Raw genomic sequence first — 14204 nt, forward strand, 5'->3', positions numbered from 1 at the left:
CTTACGCCGTAAACTGCTTCAGCATCCTCAAATCATTCTCAAACAGCAACCTGATATCGTCAATCTTGTACCTGAGCAGCACCGTGCGGTCAACACCCATGCCGAAGGCGTAGCCTGACCACTCTTCGGGGTCTATGCCGCAGTTGCGCATGACGTTGGGATGAACCATGCCGCAGCCCATGATTTCGAGCCAGCCTGATTTTTTGCAGACTTTGCATCCCTTGCCACCGCAGAGGTAGCAGGTGACGTCCACTTCGGCTGATGGTTCAGTGAAGGGGAAAAAGCTTGGGCGGAACCGGAGTTTGACGTCGGTGCCGAACATCTGTTTTGCGAAGGAGTAGATGGTGGCTTTGAGATCGGCGAAGGAGACCTTCTTGTCGATGTAGAGCCCTTCGAGCTGGTGGAAGACGCAGTAGCTTCGGGAGCTGATGGCTTCGTTGCGGTAGACCTTTCCTGGGCAGATGACCCGTATGGGTGGTTTCTGGTCGAGCATGACCCTGATCTGCACGGGGGAGGTGTGGGTTCTGAGAAGCACGTCCGAGCCGGGGTTGCCGCTGGTGACAAAAAAGGTGTCCTGCATGTCGCGTGCCGGATGGTCGGGCGGAAAGTTGAGCAGGTCGAAGTTGTACTGATCGGTCTCAAGTTCGGGGCCGGTTGCAATGCCGAATCCCATGGCTGAGAAGATCGATTTCATTTCACCAAGCACCTTCTGTACCGGATGTTCGCTGCCGGTGAAGTAGCGTCGTCCGGGAAGGGTGAGGTCAATTCTATTGCTGCTGCTCTTGCTTTCGGTTCCGGCAAGCCTCTCCTCTGCTTCGGTGAGCTTTGCATCAGCCGTCTGCTTGAGCTGGTTGAGCAACTGGCCCATTCGCGGTTTTTCAGCAGGTTCAACCGTTTTGAGTTGGCCGAAAAGGGCTGCAATGAGTCCTTTCCGAACGGTGTACCTGAGGCGGAAAGCTTCGAGATCGGCCGCTGTGGTAATCTCAAAGTCAATGATCTCCTGCTGTAAACTGCGAATGGTGTTTTCCATTATGACCGGTGTAACATCTTATTCGAAAAGGCTTTTAACAATCACGGTGAATGCTGCGGGATCTTTTACGGCGATCTCGGCAAGTGCCTTGCGGTCGATTTCGACGTTCTTCTTCAGCATGGCGTTGATCATGCGGGAGTAGGTGGTGCCGTTGAGGCGTGCAGCGGCGTTGATACGCATGATCCAGAGCGAACGGAAGGTGCGTTTTTTGACGCGACGGTCACGGTAGGCGTACTGTTCTGCTTTATCGACCGCATGTTTGACGACGGTCAGAATATTGCCGCGTGATCCCCAGAACCCTTTGGCTTTTTTGAGTACTCTTTTTCTCCGTGCTTTTGAGGCGACGGCATTATTTGCTTTAGGCATCGTTGTGTCGAGTTAATGTTAAAAATTTAGGCCTGTATCATCCGTTTGATCTGCTTTGCCTTCAACCCTTCAAGCAGTGCTGTCTGGTGGAGACGGCGGCAGCGTTTGCTGTTCTTTTTCTCAAGGTTGTGTGAGCCATTCATGCGTTCACGCTTGATTTTTCCGGATGATGTTGTCTTAAACCGTTTGCATGCTCCACGGTGGGATTTCATTTTAGGCATGATACGTCCTTTATTTTTTGAATATAAATTGCTCGAATTTCTTCTGTGATTACTCTTCTGTCAGATCCTCAGGCGCCAATGGAGCCAGTGGGGCTGCAGACGGCTGATTTGTTTTTGCCTTGATGCGTTCGTAGGCATCTATTTTCTTCTTGTCGGGCTCGAAATAGACGAAGAGTTTCTTTCCTTCGAATTTCGGGTCGCCGTCACGGGTGCTGACAATGCTGAGCCGCTCGGTCAGGCGTTCTGCCAGTTCAAGTCCCTTGTCTTTGTAGATAATGGAGCGTCCAAGAAAGACGATGGTGGCCCTGACCCGGTTGCCTTTGCGCAGAAACTCTTCAAGGTGTGCGCTCTTGAAGTCGAAGTCATGCTTGTCGGTGTTCGGGTGAAACCGCAGCTCCTTGAGGGTGGTGGTCTTCTGCTTTTTCTTCAGATCCTTGTCCCTCTTGTCCATTTTATAGAGTAACCTGCCGAGGTTGTCGAATTTGCAAACCGGAGGTTCGGCGTTCGGCTGTACTTCGATCAGGTCTTGATTGCGCTCTTCGGCTACCCGCTTGGCGTCAATGGTTTTCATCACCTCCTGTGTTCCGTCCGGAAAAATAATGCGGACTTCCGGAACACGGATCTGCTCATTGACCCGATAGGTGAGTTTCGGCTTTTGAGTCGTAACCTTTTGTTTCTTCATGCGTTCAGGTTTGTTTTAGATAGTCAGGATTTTCCGGTGATCTCTGTCTTGAGTTTTTCGATCAGTCCGCTTACGCTGAATCGCCCTTCATCACCGATGCGATGACGGCGTAACGATACTTCGCCGCTCTCCTGCTCTTTTTGTCCGATGACAATCATGCAGGGGATTTTGCTCACTTCGGCGTCGCGGATTTTTTTGCCGATTTTTTCACTTCTGGTGTCAAGTTCGGCGCGGATTCCTGCTGCGAGGAGCGCCTGGTGTACGCTTTTTGCATAGTCGAGAACATCTTCGGCAATCGGGAGTACCACAGCCTGAACGGGTGCGAGCCAGAGGGGGAAGTTCCCTGCGGTGTGCTCGATGAGGACGCCGATAAAACGCTCCATGGAACCGAAGGGGGCACGGTGAATGACAACGGGGCGGTGTTTCTGGCCATCGCTTCCGGTATAGGTGAGGTCGAACCGTTCCGGCATGACATAGTCAACCTGGACGGTGCCGAGCTGCCACTTTCTGCCAAGGGCGTCACGCACGATAAAGTCAATTTTCGGGCCGTAGAAGCTTGCTTCGCCGACGCCGATAAAGTAGTCGATGCCCATGCGGTCGGCAGCCTCCTGTACATCTTTCTCGGCCTGTTCCCACACTTCGGCGGTACCACCATACTTTGCCTGGTTTTCCGGGTCGTGCATGGAGAGGCGGGTCTGCACCTCTGAAAAGCCGAGCGTTCCAAAGACAAACTGTGTCAGTTCAATGGCGCTGCAGATCTCGTCAACAAGCTGATCGGGGCGGCAGTAAATGTGCGAGTCATCCTGCGTAAATCCGCGTGCACGTACAAGACCATTGAGTTCTCCTGACTGCTCGTGGCGATAGACGGTTCCGAACTCCGTCAGGCGGAGGGGCAGATCGCGGTAACTGCGCATCTTTGAGCTGTAGATGAGGTGGTGGTGCGGGCAGTTCATCGGTTTAAGAAGATACTGCTCCTGCTTGCCCTCTTCATCGTGATAGGTCAGCGGCGGAAACTGCGAGTCGCTGTAGTAGGGATAGTGGCCTGAACGCTTGTAGAGTTCAATATTGCCGATATGCGGCGTATAGACGGGCAGATAGCCGCGTTTGCGCTGCTCCTCCTTGAGGAAGGTTTCAAGTTCATTGCGGATGATGGCCCCTTTCGGCAGCCAGATCGGCAGACCGCTTCCCACCTCAGGCGAAAGCATGAAGAGTTCCAGTTCGGCGCCGAGTTTGCGGTGGTCCCGTCGTTTAGCCTCTTCAAGCCGGGCAACATGCTCTTTCAGCAGCTTTTCGGATGGAAAGGTGATGCCATAAATGCGCTGCATGTTCTCGCGTGCAGAATCACCGCGCCAGTAGGAGGAGGAGATATTGCTGAGCAGAACAGCCTTCACTTTCGAGGTTGAGGGGATGTGCGGCCCGATGCAGAGGTCGGTAAAACCGTCCTGGTGATAGAGCGAAACCCTCTCCACCTCTTTCAGGGTATCTTCAAGAATCTCAACCTTGTAGGGGTCGTTCCGAACGGTTTTGAAAAACTCTATGGCGTCGGTGCGGCTCATCTCTTCGCGCCGGATCTGTATATCGCGCTTGCTGATCTCCAGCATTCTCTCTTCGATCTTGCGGAGATCTTCTTCGCGGAAGCGGTGCGTTGAGGCTACATCGTAGTAGAATCCCTGTTCGATGGAGGGGCCTGCGCCGAACTTGCTGCCGGGATAGAGCTCCTCAATGGCCTGCGCCATGAGATGACTTGAGCTGTGCCAGAAAATATCCTGTCCAGCAGGGGAGCTGAAGGTAATGATTTCTATTGCTGCATCAGCAGTAAGAGGTGTCGAGAGGTCAATCGCAACGCCATTGACCCTGAGTGCAAGGGCATCCTGTGCAAGTTTGCGTCCGATGGAGAGCGCAACGTCATTGCCGGTTGTGCCGATGGGAAAAGTTTTTACACTCCCGTCCGGAAGGGTAAGGGCTATTACAGCCAGTATATCCTGATTGTCAGACATTTATTTATTCCTGTCGTTTCATTCCATGCAAAGGATGTTTTTCCCTTGCCGGAAAATATCAATGCTGCCTCTTTCTGTTAGTACTGCCGGGTCGGGGGGGCTGCTCAGTTTAAAACTGTTTTCCCCGGTTCCGTAATGTGGACTTTAACGATACACATAAAATCAAAATAATCCAAATCAGTTGACCATTCCGAGCAGCTCCGGCGTGACGCACTCTTTCCCCTGTTTCAGGGTAAGCAGCTCCGCTTTGCGTTTCAGCTCTCGTCCATAGGAGATCTGGCTGATGAAAGGCGCTTTTTTGACCATTTCGTTCAGAAGGGCATTGGCTTCGCTGCTCCATGCAACCTTCTGTGCAGGCTCCTCAACGGCGGTGCGGCGGTTAAGGGGGAGAAAGTTAAAAAGCATATCGTAGAGGGCGTTGACAATTTCCTGCAAAAGGTAGACCGCTCCGCTGTGACCCATGAAGGGTGTGCCGAGCGCCCGGCGGACAATGGGGCCGGGGAAACCTGCCGGAATGAATCGTGTTTTGGAGTCAAGTTCCGCCAGATAGATTTTATCGACAATCCTTCCGAAGAGGAACTGCGGCTGTTTTTGCTGAATCTCATTGCGGACAAGGGTGTTGTCGGCCTCGGCGGTGTTGTGGCTGAAGAGGCACTGCATACCCATCTCTCCCGAAAGAAAGGTTTCAAGTCCGAGGGCATAGGTTTTGGCTGCTGTTGCGCCGAATCGAATGGTTGGAAACCACTCTGCCTGTGGCCCGCGCCAGAGATCCCATATGGGTTTCAGTGTGGTTTTTTTCTCTTTCAGCAAGAAGGCATCAGCCTCGTCCTCTTTTTTCAGGAGGCGTCCAAGGTCATGAATGAATTGTTCGGTTTCGCCGAGGCCGAAGGGGGCCTGGAGTACCGGGCGCCCAAGTTTTTCCGCCAGGGCATGGCCAAATTCATGGTACATCACCACAATCACGTCGGAATTTTTCAGGTCGGCAATATCGTGCAGGGAGCTTTCAAAGGGATAGACGTGCAGGAGCTCACCGCCGATTCCGGCAATCAGCCGCTTGATCTCGGCCAGATCGGAGGGGCTGTTGAAGCAACCGTAGGTCGGGCCGATAATGGAGACAGAACCGATTTTTACGGATGGGGGAGTGTTGTTGCCAAACGTATCATTGAGCCAAACCAAAGCACGGTCGCGTCCCTGCCACTCATTCTCTCCGAGTGAGTTTGAGGGGAAAAAACGGACATCAGGGTACTTCATCGTCAGCATTCGTTCATGGTCGCTGCCAATCATCTCGCTTTCGGCACTCGATACCAGAATCAGTTGCCGCCCGGGTGCCTGGAGCTTTTCGATGGTCTGGCGGACAATTTCCGAACTGCCTGAGGAGGCAATCTCCTTTTCGGTGAGGCTGGTCGGGGTAAGGTTTTCAAGGTAGGGCACGGCATCGGTATAGTCGATGACGGCGACACCCACCAGATTGTAGCAGCCGACCGGTGCATCGGCAATGACATGAACGTCCTGAAGTGAACAGAAGGTGTTGACTGCCGCCCAGTAGGCGCTTGCGGTCGATTCGTCCCGAATGGTTTTTCCCATGATAGTCAAGCAGCTTATCGTTTTATTGCAATGATGTTCCGTTCAAACGTGACGGCTCCTGCAGTGAAACAGGGAGCATTCCCTGGGGGGTAAGATTCCCCTTCAGTACCTCTACCGCCATCTCTTCAGATGAGTCGTTTTCGGAGTAGGTGCAGAGATAGGTGGTTATTTCAGGAAAATAGTTGATGATGTATGGGGTTCCAAACGATACAAAGATCAGGGGCTTCTCTTTTGGCACGATACCGGTCAGCGAGTGGATAAACTGCTGTTGCTTTTCCGTCAGTTTCAGGGTGCCAGAACCGGAGAGCGCCTTGACAAAGGAGGTGACGAGAACAGCCGACGCCCTGGTTGCAAGTTCAGTGGCGTTCGCGTAACGGAGAGAGTCGGTATCGGGGTCAATTCTGATATGCGTGGCGGCATAATAGTGATCGAGTTTTTTGCTGTATCCTTTTCCGGTTTCACTATTGGTTTTATCCTGCAGGATGATATTGAGCACATTGCCTGAGGAGGCCTCCCTGTTCAGGGGAAGGTAGTGGTTTGCGTCGCCAGCCAGCGTAATGGCTCGTGAGGTAATGGTTTGCGCAAGCGTGCGGTGAGATTCGGGGTTTATCTCATCTTTGATCCGGTTCAGATTGACAAGTTTCCGGTTGTCAATCTCAAGCCACTGTTTCGCCTGAAGGATTCTGCGTACCGATGCATCAATCTGTTCCATCGGAATAACGCCCTCTTCGACAGCTTTGACGATGGAGGAGTGGGCAAGCTCGGGATCGGGTGAAAAGAGGAGGAGGTCATTGCCAGCCTGAACAGCTTTTACAGAAATTTCCGGGACATTCTCGCCGTTGTAAAGCGCTTTCATGTTGAGGGCATCGGTAATGATCAGCCCGGTGAATCCAAGATCATGACGGAGCAGGTCGGTGACGATTGTTTTGGAAATGGAGGCGGGCTCCAGGGTGCCGGTCAGTTTCGGTACAGCAAGATGTCCGATCATAATAGAGATGACCCCCTGTTCTATGGCGGCTTTAAACGGTTTCAGTTCATAGGCATCCAGTTCCTGGCGGTCAGCCTGGAGGAGAGGGAGCGAGATATGGCTGTCGATGGTAACGTTACCATGCCCCGGAAAGTGTTTTGCGGTTGCAATCATACCGTGCGACTGAAGCCCTTTGATGACGGCATTGGACATGGTAATGGTCAGGGGTATACGGTCGCCGAACGAACGGGTATTGATGATGGGATTGAGCGGGTTGCTGTTCAGGTCAACCGTCGGGGCATAGTTCTGGTGGAGCCCGACAATTTTTGCCTCTTCCGCTATGGCTTTTGCCATCAGGGCGGCGAGTTCAGGATCCTGTGTTGCTGCCACAGCCATGTTTGGCGGGAATTCGGTAGCTCCGCTCAGCCGCATGGCGACACCCCGCTCCATATCGGCGCTCATAAGCAGAGGGCGTGGTGCAATCGACTGAAAATGGTTGGCGAGCATGGCCGCGCTGAAGGCATCACCCTTGAGGAACATAATGCCTCCGATCTTGCCCTCCTGCACCAGTCGGCTCAGAAGCTGGTACTCCTTGTCGTAACTGCCGCTGTAATGGGCCTCAATTTGGGCGATAAGCATCTCACCAACCTTTTCGGAGAGTGTCAAGCCTTTCAGGCTCTCTTCGATATGGGAATCTTTACGGCTGAAAATTTGCTGGGCGCACCACTTTTCCGTGCCCGGTTTTGATTTTGCTGATCCTGTCTCTCCTGCTGTCATCAACAGCAGGAGGATGAAAAGGGGAAAGAGAGCGAGTCGAGATTGTTTTTTCATGCATTGGCCCTGGGAGGCTGTTTTCAGAGTGAGCAGCAGATGTTTAACTGCCTTGAGGCCATAGCATCATCAAGCCGCTTGACCGGTGTTGTTACCGGGGCTGAGGTTACCAGAGCCGGATTGTTTGCGGCCTCATCGGCAATGCTGAGCAGCGCCTGGGCAAATACATCGAGCGTCTCTTTTGATTCCGTCTCCGTCGGCTCAATCATCAGCGCTTCGCTGACAATGAGCGGGAAGTAGATGGTCGGGGCATGAAAGCCGTAGTCGAGCAGCCTTTTTGCAATATCGAGCGTTTTGACGCCGTGCGCCTTTTTCTGTCGATCGCCCGAAAGGCAGAACTCGTGCATCACCGGTTTCGGGTAGGGCAGGTCGTAACTCTCAAGCAGCAGACTCAGCAGGTAGTTGGCATTGATAATGGCATTTTCCGAAACCCGTCGCAACCCGTCGGGGCCGAGCATCCGGATGTAGGTGTATGCCCTGACCAGCACGGCGAAGTTCCCATAGAAATTCATCATTCTGCCGATGCTTTCCGGACGGTCGTAGGAGAGCTTGTAGGTTGTTCCCTCTTTTACAATAACCGGTACCAGCAGGAAGGGAATAAGCTTTTCGCTGACGCCGACCGGGCCGCTTCCGGGGCCGCCGCCGCCGTGCGGTGCAGCAAAGGTTTTGTGCAGGTTGTAATGGACTACATCGAAGCCCATGTCGCCAGGACGGGTTATGCCGAGCAGGGCATTCATGTTTGCGCCATCCATATAGAGCAGGCTGCCGTTGTCGTGCACCATTTTGGAGATAGCGAGGATCTCTGTTTCAAAGAGTCCGATGGTGTTAGGGTTGGTCAGCATCAGTGCGGCCACATCACCGTCAAGCTTGCTTCGAAGGTCATCCAGATCGGTGCGTCCGTCGGCATTGCCTTTGACGGAGATAATATCGTACCCGGCCAGAGCGGCTGAGGCAGGGTTGGTGCCGTGTGCCGAATCGACCACAAGCAGCTTGTGCCGTTTTGAGCCAATCGACTCATGGTATTTCTTGATAAGCAGAATGCCGGTCAGCTCCCCGTGGGCGCCAGCCGCTGGTTGCAGCGTAACAGCCGCCATACCGGCAATTTCGCGCAGCATCTCGGCCAGTTCAAACATGAGCTGCAATGCACCCTGTGTTGTTTCGCCAGGCTGCAGGGGATGGAGGGCGCTGAACCCCGGAAGGTCACAGGTATAATCATTGATCTTGGGATTGTACTTCATCGTACAGCTTCCCAGCGGGTACATGTTCTTGTCAACGTGGTAGTTCAGGTTCGAGAGACGCACAAAGTGACGCACAACCTCGCTTTCGGCCACTTCGGGAAGCTCAGCAGGTGTCGTGCGCAGATATTTTGAAGGGATGATGTTCTCCAGCGGCTGTTCCGGTAACTCGTTTCCGGAGAGGCTGTATCCTTTGCGCCCTTTGCGGGAAAGTTCAAAAATCAGTTTTTCTCTCATTGGTTTGCTTCAAGAGTGGCTGTTGGTCTTTATGATCGACTGTTTTTTAATATAGAAGAAGGGGAAGAGAAGCTCAAGACAATCGGCAAAAAAAGAGAGGGGAACGTGGAATTTCAGTTTTCAAGACTCTTCTCAGCAGTGATTTTCGTCAAGCCTTTCTCAACGTCCTGAAGGAACCAATTGTCGTATTCTGCCACTTTCTGGGTTTTGGCGAGAGATACTGGTGTGCCGGTAACGGGTTTTCCTGCCAATTCCGTTATTGGAATTACCGATGTTGCGCTTATTCTGTTCGTTATCATGATCTTTTTCACCATCCAGTTATCAAGCTATTCATGGATGATGCGTATTATTTATTGAAATAACAAAATGGCTCGCGTTATAATGCAGTAACCACAATTTGTCCCACAGGCTGTGGGACTTTTCAAAATGCAACCATGGAGGTGCCTATGAATGAGCATGATCGGAGCCTCTCGGTGAATATCGATGTGTTGCTTGCTCAGTTGCGTACTCTGATTGCTGATGCTCGCAAAGATGCAAAGCGGACAGTGGATGTTATTCAGGTGCGTACCTGCTGGGAAATTGGTCGTCATATCGTGGAGTTTGAGCAAGGAGGGCAGGCACGCGCTGCTTATGGCAAAAAGCTGCTGTCTCGACTGGCAGAATCATTGACTGGTGAGTTTGGCAAGGGGTTTGATGCCACTAATTTGCGGCACATGCGCCGGTTTTATCTTGCTTTTCCAATTTGCGACACAGTGCGTCGCGAATTGAGCTGGTCGCATTATCGGGCACTGTTGCGTGTTGATAACCCCGAAGCAAGGCTTTGGTACGTGAATGAAGCAGCAGCGCAGAACTGGAGTTTTCGCGCACTCGATCGGCAGATTGGCACATTGTACTATGAGCGATTGCTGCTCAGCAATGACAAGGCCAGCGTGGAGGCTGAAGCCGAAGCCAATATCGCAGCACTGCCTCGTAGCCCCCGTGAGTTCGTGCGCGATCCTGTGATGCTCGAGTTTCTTGGCCTGCCTGGCACAGGCAAGCTGCTGGAGTCAAAGCTGGAGCAGGCACTGATGGATGTTGTTAGCTCAATGGCAAAGTATTAGAATAATTGTCCCGCCTCAAGAAAACATAATTGACTATACTCCGTTATCAAGTGTATACTACGGAATATAAACTTTCTATACGGAGGGATGAGAGTGAGAGCAACCGCAAAAGAGCTGAAATTCAACTCAAAAAAGCTCATATACTCTGTAAATAGGGGAGAGGGAGTTATCATTACTTTCCGGGGAAAACCCTGCGCCAAACTTTTTCCCTACCAGGAAATCAAAAAGCAAACCGAAAAAAATGAATTGTTCAGTCATTCCATGCAATTGGCAGATGCTTTAATTGGAGCTACAGCAATCGCTCATGGTCTTCCTGTTCTCACGGGAAACGATAAACACTACAAATGTAATGAAGGATCTTCAGATCAAGAAGTTTGTGCCATAGCAACATGGAAGCTACAACGAGTTGGCAGTCTATTTGACGGAGTTGGGGTATGAGTGAACAATTCGTAGGCGCGGGCAATAAAAAACCCCGGGATCGTCACCGACTCAAGGTCGGGAGAGGATTTCTCCGGGGACTGCACAAAGATATAGCGTTTAAGGATGGCACATGCAAGCAAATTTTTCAGATCAGCTTCGCCGAGCAATTTCGCATGAACGACTCGATGCCTATCGTAAACACGGTTCCAGCAAAGACGATGCAGAGAGTTGTTTGCGCATTACGCCTGGAACATGGTGTTATCCGAAAGCCTTTATACGCCGCTTCAGTGCCTGGAAGTAATCCTCAGAAACAGTGTTCACGATGCAGCCACAGCGCATTTCAAAACTGATAGATGGTTTGACCTGCCCGGCTTGCTGTCTCCGCAGGAAGTGAACAAAGTGCAAGAAGCCAAAAACACTCTTGTCAAAAGCAAAAAGCCGCTTGATGCAGGCAGGATCATCCCTGAATTAACCTTCGGTTTTTGGATAAGCCTTTTCGACGTGCGATATGAAAAAATTCTCTGGCCGTGGTTACTGAAACCGGTTGTCCCCAATATGTCGCGCCATATCAGAATTAGAGAGAATCTTTCCAAACGCCTCAATCGAGTCCGAACACTCAGAAACAGAATATTTCATCATGAACCAATCTGGCATTGGCGTGATCTCCAAAGTCAACACACTGAAGCTTGAAGTGGACCCCAACCGGTGGACAAAAAGTGGCTGAGTTTAAGTTGGTAACCTGACCTGTTCATGCAGCGGAAAGGCGCTGCCCCTCTTTTACCTTTAACTCTTCTGTCTGCTTGTTCTTGTTATACTTGTCAACTATTCTTGCACCACCTCCAACGGCTGTCCGGTAAACCTTATCTGGCGTACTGTAGCCCAACGACTGATGCTGCCTTTCAACGTTGAACAATACAAAATATTCCTTTAATCCGCACTGTAATTCTGCTGCGGTGGAGTAACCTTTGAGATATATATCCTCATATTTGACACTCCTCCAGAGTCGTTCGACAAAGATGTTGTCCAGTGCTCGGCCACGTCCATCCATGCTAATACTGATGGATGGGTGCTCCGTGAGCGCTCCGACAAAGGCGGCACTCGTAAACTGGGCGCCTTGATCGGTGTTGAAGATATCGGGTGTCCCGTATTTTCGTAACGCTTCTTGCAGACAGTCAACGCAAAAGGTGCTTTCCATCGAGTTCGATAATCGCCAGGAGAGTACTTTCCGGGAATACCAGTCGATGACTGCCACCAGATACATAAAGCCCTTTGGAAGGCGAATATAGGTGATGTCAGTCGACCAGACTTGGTTGGGTTTTGTGACATCAACTCCCCGCAAGAGATAGGGGTAGATCTTGTGCTCCGGATGCGGTTTGCTGGTGTTGGGGCCCGGTGCCATACCGGCCAGACCCAACCTTCGCATAAGCCGCTGAACCCGTTTCCGGTTGATCTGGTAACCCTCGCTACGAAGATAGTGCATGATTTTACGACTACCATAAAATGGATGCTTGGTGTACTCCTTGTCAATCAGTTCAAGCAACTGCAAGTCTTCTGCATCAGGAAACAACACGATAGACGGCAAATATATCGTCGAACGATTAACGGACACAAGGACGCATTGCTTTGCCACCGGCAATGGCTCTTTGTCGCTGACCCACCATCTGCGCACACTCATAGGGACAGTCCGGACTTTTTTTTAAGCCAATCCAGCTCGACCTTTAACCGCCCGATTTCCGTATAAAGCTTTTCAGGATCTGCAGCCGGTTCAACTGGTTTTGGACCCCGTTTGGCTTCAAACAAGCTTGATGCCTGTTCCTGCAACTCTTTCTTCCACTTACCGACCTGAACGGGGTGTACTCCAAATTCCTGACCGATTTCATTCAGCGTCTTGACCCCTTGAATAGCCTCAAGTGCCACCTTGGCCTTAAAGTCACTGCTGAAATTTTTTCGTGTCCTTTTTGTCATTACCTGCTCCTTTTTGGGGCAAGTTAACAACTTAAACCACTGTCTAAAATTCGGGGTCCACTATAGCTCTCGAAACCATTACATGGGTAAATCCAGCAATGATGGCATTTGTACAACCCTTCGACAGTTTTGAAAAGATTTACCAAAATGGTATCGGCAAGTACCGGAATACTCAGAGGCAATCAATGAGTGCGCTTTACCGTCTATTCAGTATGATGGCGTTCGTCGTCAAGCACTTACCGAAAACAGCAATAAACCGCACGGTTACGGGCCTATCAATCCGGCAAATTTTTCACCCTATCCCAAGAACCCTGTCATTGCCCGTTTTTTTCGTGAAATCGGACGTGCTGACGAACTTGGTTCCGGAATGAGAAAGTTGAAAAAATACGGTTAAGCTTACGGGGGAAGTGATCCGGTAATGATTGACGGTGACATTTTCCGGATAATTGTCAAATGCCCGGATTTTGAGACCAGTCCTGCTGAAAAAGTGGCGGGGAGAGAGCATACCCTTACAGTCGCCACTACAGTGGGGACGCTGCTTGCATTGCTGCAGAAAAACGGAGAGTATAGCTGTATGGATATTCGCCAGGCACTGGTTAGAGACAACAATCGTGTCGCCTTGTAGTGCTCTGGATTTACGCAGGTACAGACCGATTCCAAAGAGTCTCCGGTGTAATATCAAGATTTCCTTGCCAAACAGAGGTGCTTGCCAGAGTCAGTGAGGAGCAGATGGTTGAGGTTCATACCTTCATAAGCTGAAGGATGGGGTGGCAGTGCAGGCTCATGATTAATGTCTTTTTTGGGTAGATGTGTTTTGATGGGCTGAACTTGTTTGTTATACTGCAAAAAGACAGTTTTGAACTCAAGGGCAAAATGTATACTTCGGAATATAAACTTTCTATACTGAGGGATGAGAATGAGAGCAACCGCAAAAGAGCTGAAATTCAACTCAAAAAAGCTCATAGACTCTGTAAATAGGGGAGAGGAAGTTATCATTACCTTCCGGGGGAAACCCTGCGCCAAACTTGTTCCCTACCAGGAAATCAAAAATCAAACCGAAAAAAATGAATTGTTCGGAATGTGGGAAGATAACGACATGGTAAACAATGTTGATGAGTATGTCCGAGGTCTAAGAGAAGGATGATTCTGATGGTTATTGACTCTGACGTCCTTATTTGGTATATGCGAGGGAATGAAAAAGCATATCAGCTCATTGAAAACTCATACAATTTTTTCATATCGGTCATTACCTATATGGAACTGGTTCAGGGAATGAGAAACAAACAAGAGTTAATCAAGCTTCGTAAAGCACTCAATGCATGGAATGCACAAATTCTGTATGTCTCTGAAGAGATATCTGCAAAAGCAATGTTTTACGTGGAACAACATTTTCTCAGTCATTCCATGCAACTGGCAGATGCTTTAATTGGAGCTACAGCAATCGCTCATGGTCTTACTGTTCTCACGGGAAACGATAAACACTACAAAGTAATGAAGGATTTTCACATAAAGAAGTTTGTGCCATAAGCGGTTAACAAATGGTGAGTAGACCAGAGGAATCTCACCTTT

Annotated in this window: 15 protein-coding genes and 1 pseudogene; 6 read left to right on the plus strand and 10 right to left on the minus strand. The window is 50.6% G+C overall.

Annotated features, from left to right (window positions below; translation table 11 throughout):
* Position 1: 1 nt before the first annotated feature.
* The 9 genes from pheS to PPHA_RS00920 all read right to left on the minus strand — a co-directional run bounded on the left by pheS (position 2) and on the right by PPHA_RS00920 (position 9464).
* Positions 2–1030, minus strand: a complete 1029-nt coding sequence (gene pheS, locus PPHA_RS00880; protein WP_012507008.1) for a phenylalanine--tRNA ligase subunit alpha — start codon at positions 1028–1030, stop codon at positions 2–4.
* A gap of 18 nt (positions 1031–1048) precedes the next feature.
* Positions 1049–1396: a 50S ribosomal protein L20 gene (gene rplT / locus PPHA_RS00885; RefSeq protein ID WP_012507009.1), complete on the minus strand. Its 348-nt coding sequence runs from the start codon at positions 1394–1396 to the stop codon at positions 1049–1051.
* Positions 1397–1422: 26 nt separating this feature from the next.
* Positions 1423–1617, minus strand: a complete 195-nt coding sequence (rpmI, locus tag PPHA_RS00890; RefSeq protein ID WP_012507010.1) for a 50S ribosomal protein L35 — start codon at positions 1615–1617, stop codon at positions 1423–1425.
* A 49-nt stretch (positions 1618–1666) separates the two neighbouring features.
* Complete coding sequence (gene infC, locus PPHA_RS00895) at positions 1667–2299, minus strand: translation initiation factor IF-3 (RefSeq protein ID WP_012507011.1); 633 nt, start codon at positions 2297–2299, stop codon at positions 1667–1669.
* Between the two features lie 23 nt (positions 2300–2322).
* A complete protein-coding gene (thrS, locus tag PPHA_RS00900) occupies positions 2323–4296 on the minus strand; it encodes a threonine--tRNA ligase (protein WP_012507012.1) in 1974 nt (657 codons plus the stop codon).
* Between the two features lie 177 nt (positions 4297–4473).
* The gene (gene bchZ, locus PPHA_RS00905) at positions 4474–5880 is read right to left on the minus strand and encodes a chlorophyllide a reductase subunit Z (protein ID WP_012507013.1); all 1407 of its coding nucleotides are present in this window, start codon (positions 5878–5880) and stop codon (positions 4474–4476) included.
* A 22-nt stretch (positions 5881–5902) separates the two neighbouring features.
* Positions 5903–7678 (minus strand): glycoside hydrolase family 3 protein, encoded by a 1776-nt coding sequence (locus PPHA_RS00910; RefSeq protein WP_012507014.1) that lies wholly within the window; start codon positions 7676–7678, stop codon positions 5903–5905.
* Positions 7679–7701: 23 nt separating this feature from the next.
* On the minus strand, positions 7702–9150 hold the full coding sequence (gene gcvPB, locus PPHA_RS00915; protein ID WP_012507015.1) for an aminomethyl-transferring glycine dehydrogenase subunit GcvPB: 1449 nt from the start codon (positions 9148–9150) through the stop codon (positions 7702–7704).
* A 113-nt stretch (positions 9151–9263) separates the two neighbouring features.
* Positions 9264–9464: a hypothetical protein gene (locus PPHA_RS00920; RefSeq protein ID WP_012507016.1), complete on the minus strand. Its 201-nt coding sequence runs from the start codon at positions 9462–9464 to the stop codon at positions 9264–9266.
* A 132-nt stretch (positions 9465–9596) separates the two neighbouring features.
* Between PPHA_RS00920 and PPHA_RS00925 the strand changes: the two are divergent.
* The 3 genes and pseudogenes from PPHA_RS00925 to PPHA_RS15805 form a co-directional block, all read left to right on the plus strand.
* Positions 9597–10223, plus strand: a pseudogene (locus PPHA_RS00925) (DUF1016 N-terminal domain-containing protein); the annotation flags it as partial.
* Between the two features lie 120 nt (positions 10224–10343).
* Entirely contained in the window at positions 10344–10688 is a 345-nt protein-coding gene (locus PPHA_RS16120) for a type II toxin-antitoxin system prevent-host-death family antitoxin (protein WP_223293946.1), read from the plus strand.
* Between the two features lie 112 nt (positions 10689–10800).
* Positions 10801–10971 carry a hypothetical protein gene (locus PPHA_RS15805; protein WP_190274052.1) on the plus strand — a complete coding sequence of 57 codons (171 nt, stop codon included), beginning with the start codon at positions 10801–10803 and terminating at the stop codon, positions 10969–10971.
* Between the two features lie 447 nt (positions 10972–11418).
* Here PPHA_RS15805 and PPHA_RS00945 read toward each other — a convergent pair.
* A protein-coding gene (locus tag PPHA_RS00945) for an IS3 family transposase (protein WP_150085534.1) occupies positions 11419–12635 on the minus strand; the annotation gives its coding sequence in 2 pieces (ribosomal slippage) (positions 11419–12359 and positions 12359–12635; 1218 coding nt in all).
* Between the two features lie 418 nt (positions 12636–13053).
* On the opposite strand from PPHA_RS00945, the gene PPHA_RS00960 reads away from it, so the two are divergent.
* From PPHA_RS00960 to PPHA_RS00970, 3 genes are all read left to right on the plus strand, one after another.
* Positions 13054–13260 (plus strand): hypothetical protein, encoded by a 207-nt coding sequence (locus PPHA_RS00960; RefSeq protein ID WP_041526371.1) that lies wholly within the window; start codon positions 13054–13056, stop codon positions 13258–13260.
* Between the two features lie 291 nt (positions 13261–13551).
* Positions 13552–13779 carry a type II toxin-antitoxin system Phd/YefM family antitoxin gene (locus PPHA_RS00965; RefSeq protein ID WP_012507020.1) on the plus strand — a complete coding sequence of 76 codons (228 nt, stop codon included), beginning with the start codon at positions 13552–13554 and terminating at the stop codon, positions 13777–13779.
* 5 nt (positions 13780–13784) lie between these two features.
* Positions 13785–14162, plus strand: a complete 378-nt coding sequence (locus tag PPHA_RS00970; RefSeq protein ID WP_012507021.1) for a type II toxin-antitoxin system VapC family toxin — start codon at positions 13785–13787, stop codon at positions 14160–14162.
* The last annotated feature ends 42 nt before the right edge of the window (positions 14163–14204 follow it).

This window comes from Pelodictyon phaeoclathratiforme BU-1 (genome assembly GCF_000020645.1).
GTDB classification, from domain to species: domain Bacteria; phylum Bacteroidota; class Chlorobiia; order Chlorobiales; family Chlorobiaceae; genus Chlorobium; species Chlorobium phaeoclathratiforme.

Excerpts from the sequence above, each read along its gene's own strand:
- gcvPB (WP_012507015.1), bottom strand. The coding sequence starts at position 9,150 with ATGAGAGAAAAACTGATTTTTGAACTTTCCCGCAAAGGGCGCAAAGGA.
- rplT (WP_012507009.1), bottom strand. The coding sequence starts at position 1,396 with ATGCCTAAAGCAAATAATGCCGTCGCCTCAAAAGCACGGAGAAAAAGA.
- PPHA_RS00920 (WP_012507016.1), bottom strand. The coding sequence starts at position 9,464 with ATGGTGAAAAAGATCATGATAACGAACAGAATAAGCGCAACATCGGTA.
- PPHA_RS15805 (WP_190274052.1), top strand. The coding sequence starts at position 10,801 with ATGCAAGCAAATTTTTCAGATCAGCTTCGCCGAGCAATTTCGCATGAA.
- infC (WP_012507011.1), bottom strand. The coding sequence starts at position 2,299 with ATGAAGAAACAAAAGGTTACGACTCAAAAGCCGAAACTCACCTATCGG.
- PPHA_RS00910 (WP_012507014.1), bottom strand. The coding sequence starts at position 7,678 with ATGAAAAAACAATCTCGACTCGCTCTCTTTCCCCTTTTCATCCTCCTG.
- pheS (WP_012507008.1), bottom strand. The coding sequence starts at position 1,030 with ATGGAAAACACCATTCGCAGTTTACAGCAGGAGATCATTGACTTTGAG.
- thrS (WP_012507012.1), bottom strand. The coding sequence starts at position 4,296 with ATGTCTGACAATCAGGATATACTGGCTGTAATAGCCCTTACCCTTCCG.
- bchZ (WP_012507013.1), bottom strand. The coding sequence starts at position 5,880 with ATGGGAAAAACCATTCGGGACGAATCGACCGCAAGCGCCTACTGGGCG.
- PPHA_RS00960 (WP_041526371.1), top strand. The coding sequence starts at position 13,054 with ATGATTGACGGTGACATTTTCCGGATAATTGTCAAATGCCCGGATTTT.
- PPHA_RS00965 (WP_012507020.1), top strand. The coding sequence starts at position 13,552 with ATGAGAGCAACCGCAAAAGAGCTGAAATTCAACTCAAAAAAGCTCATA.
- PPHA_RS00970 (WP_012507021.1), top strand. The coding sequence starts at position 13,785 with ATGGTTATTGACTCTGACGTCCTTATTTGGTATATGCGAGGGAATGAA.
- rpmI (WP_012507010.1), bottom strand. The coding sequence starts at position 1,617 with ATGCCTAAAATGAAATCCCACCGTGGAGCATGCAAACGGTTTAAGACA.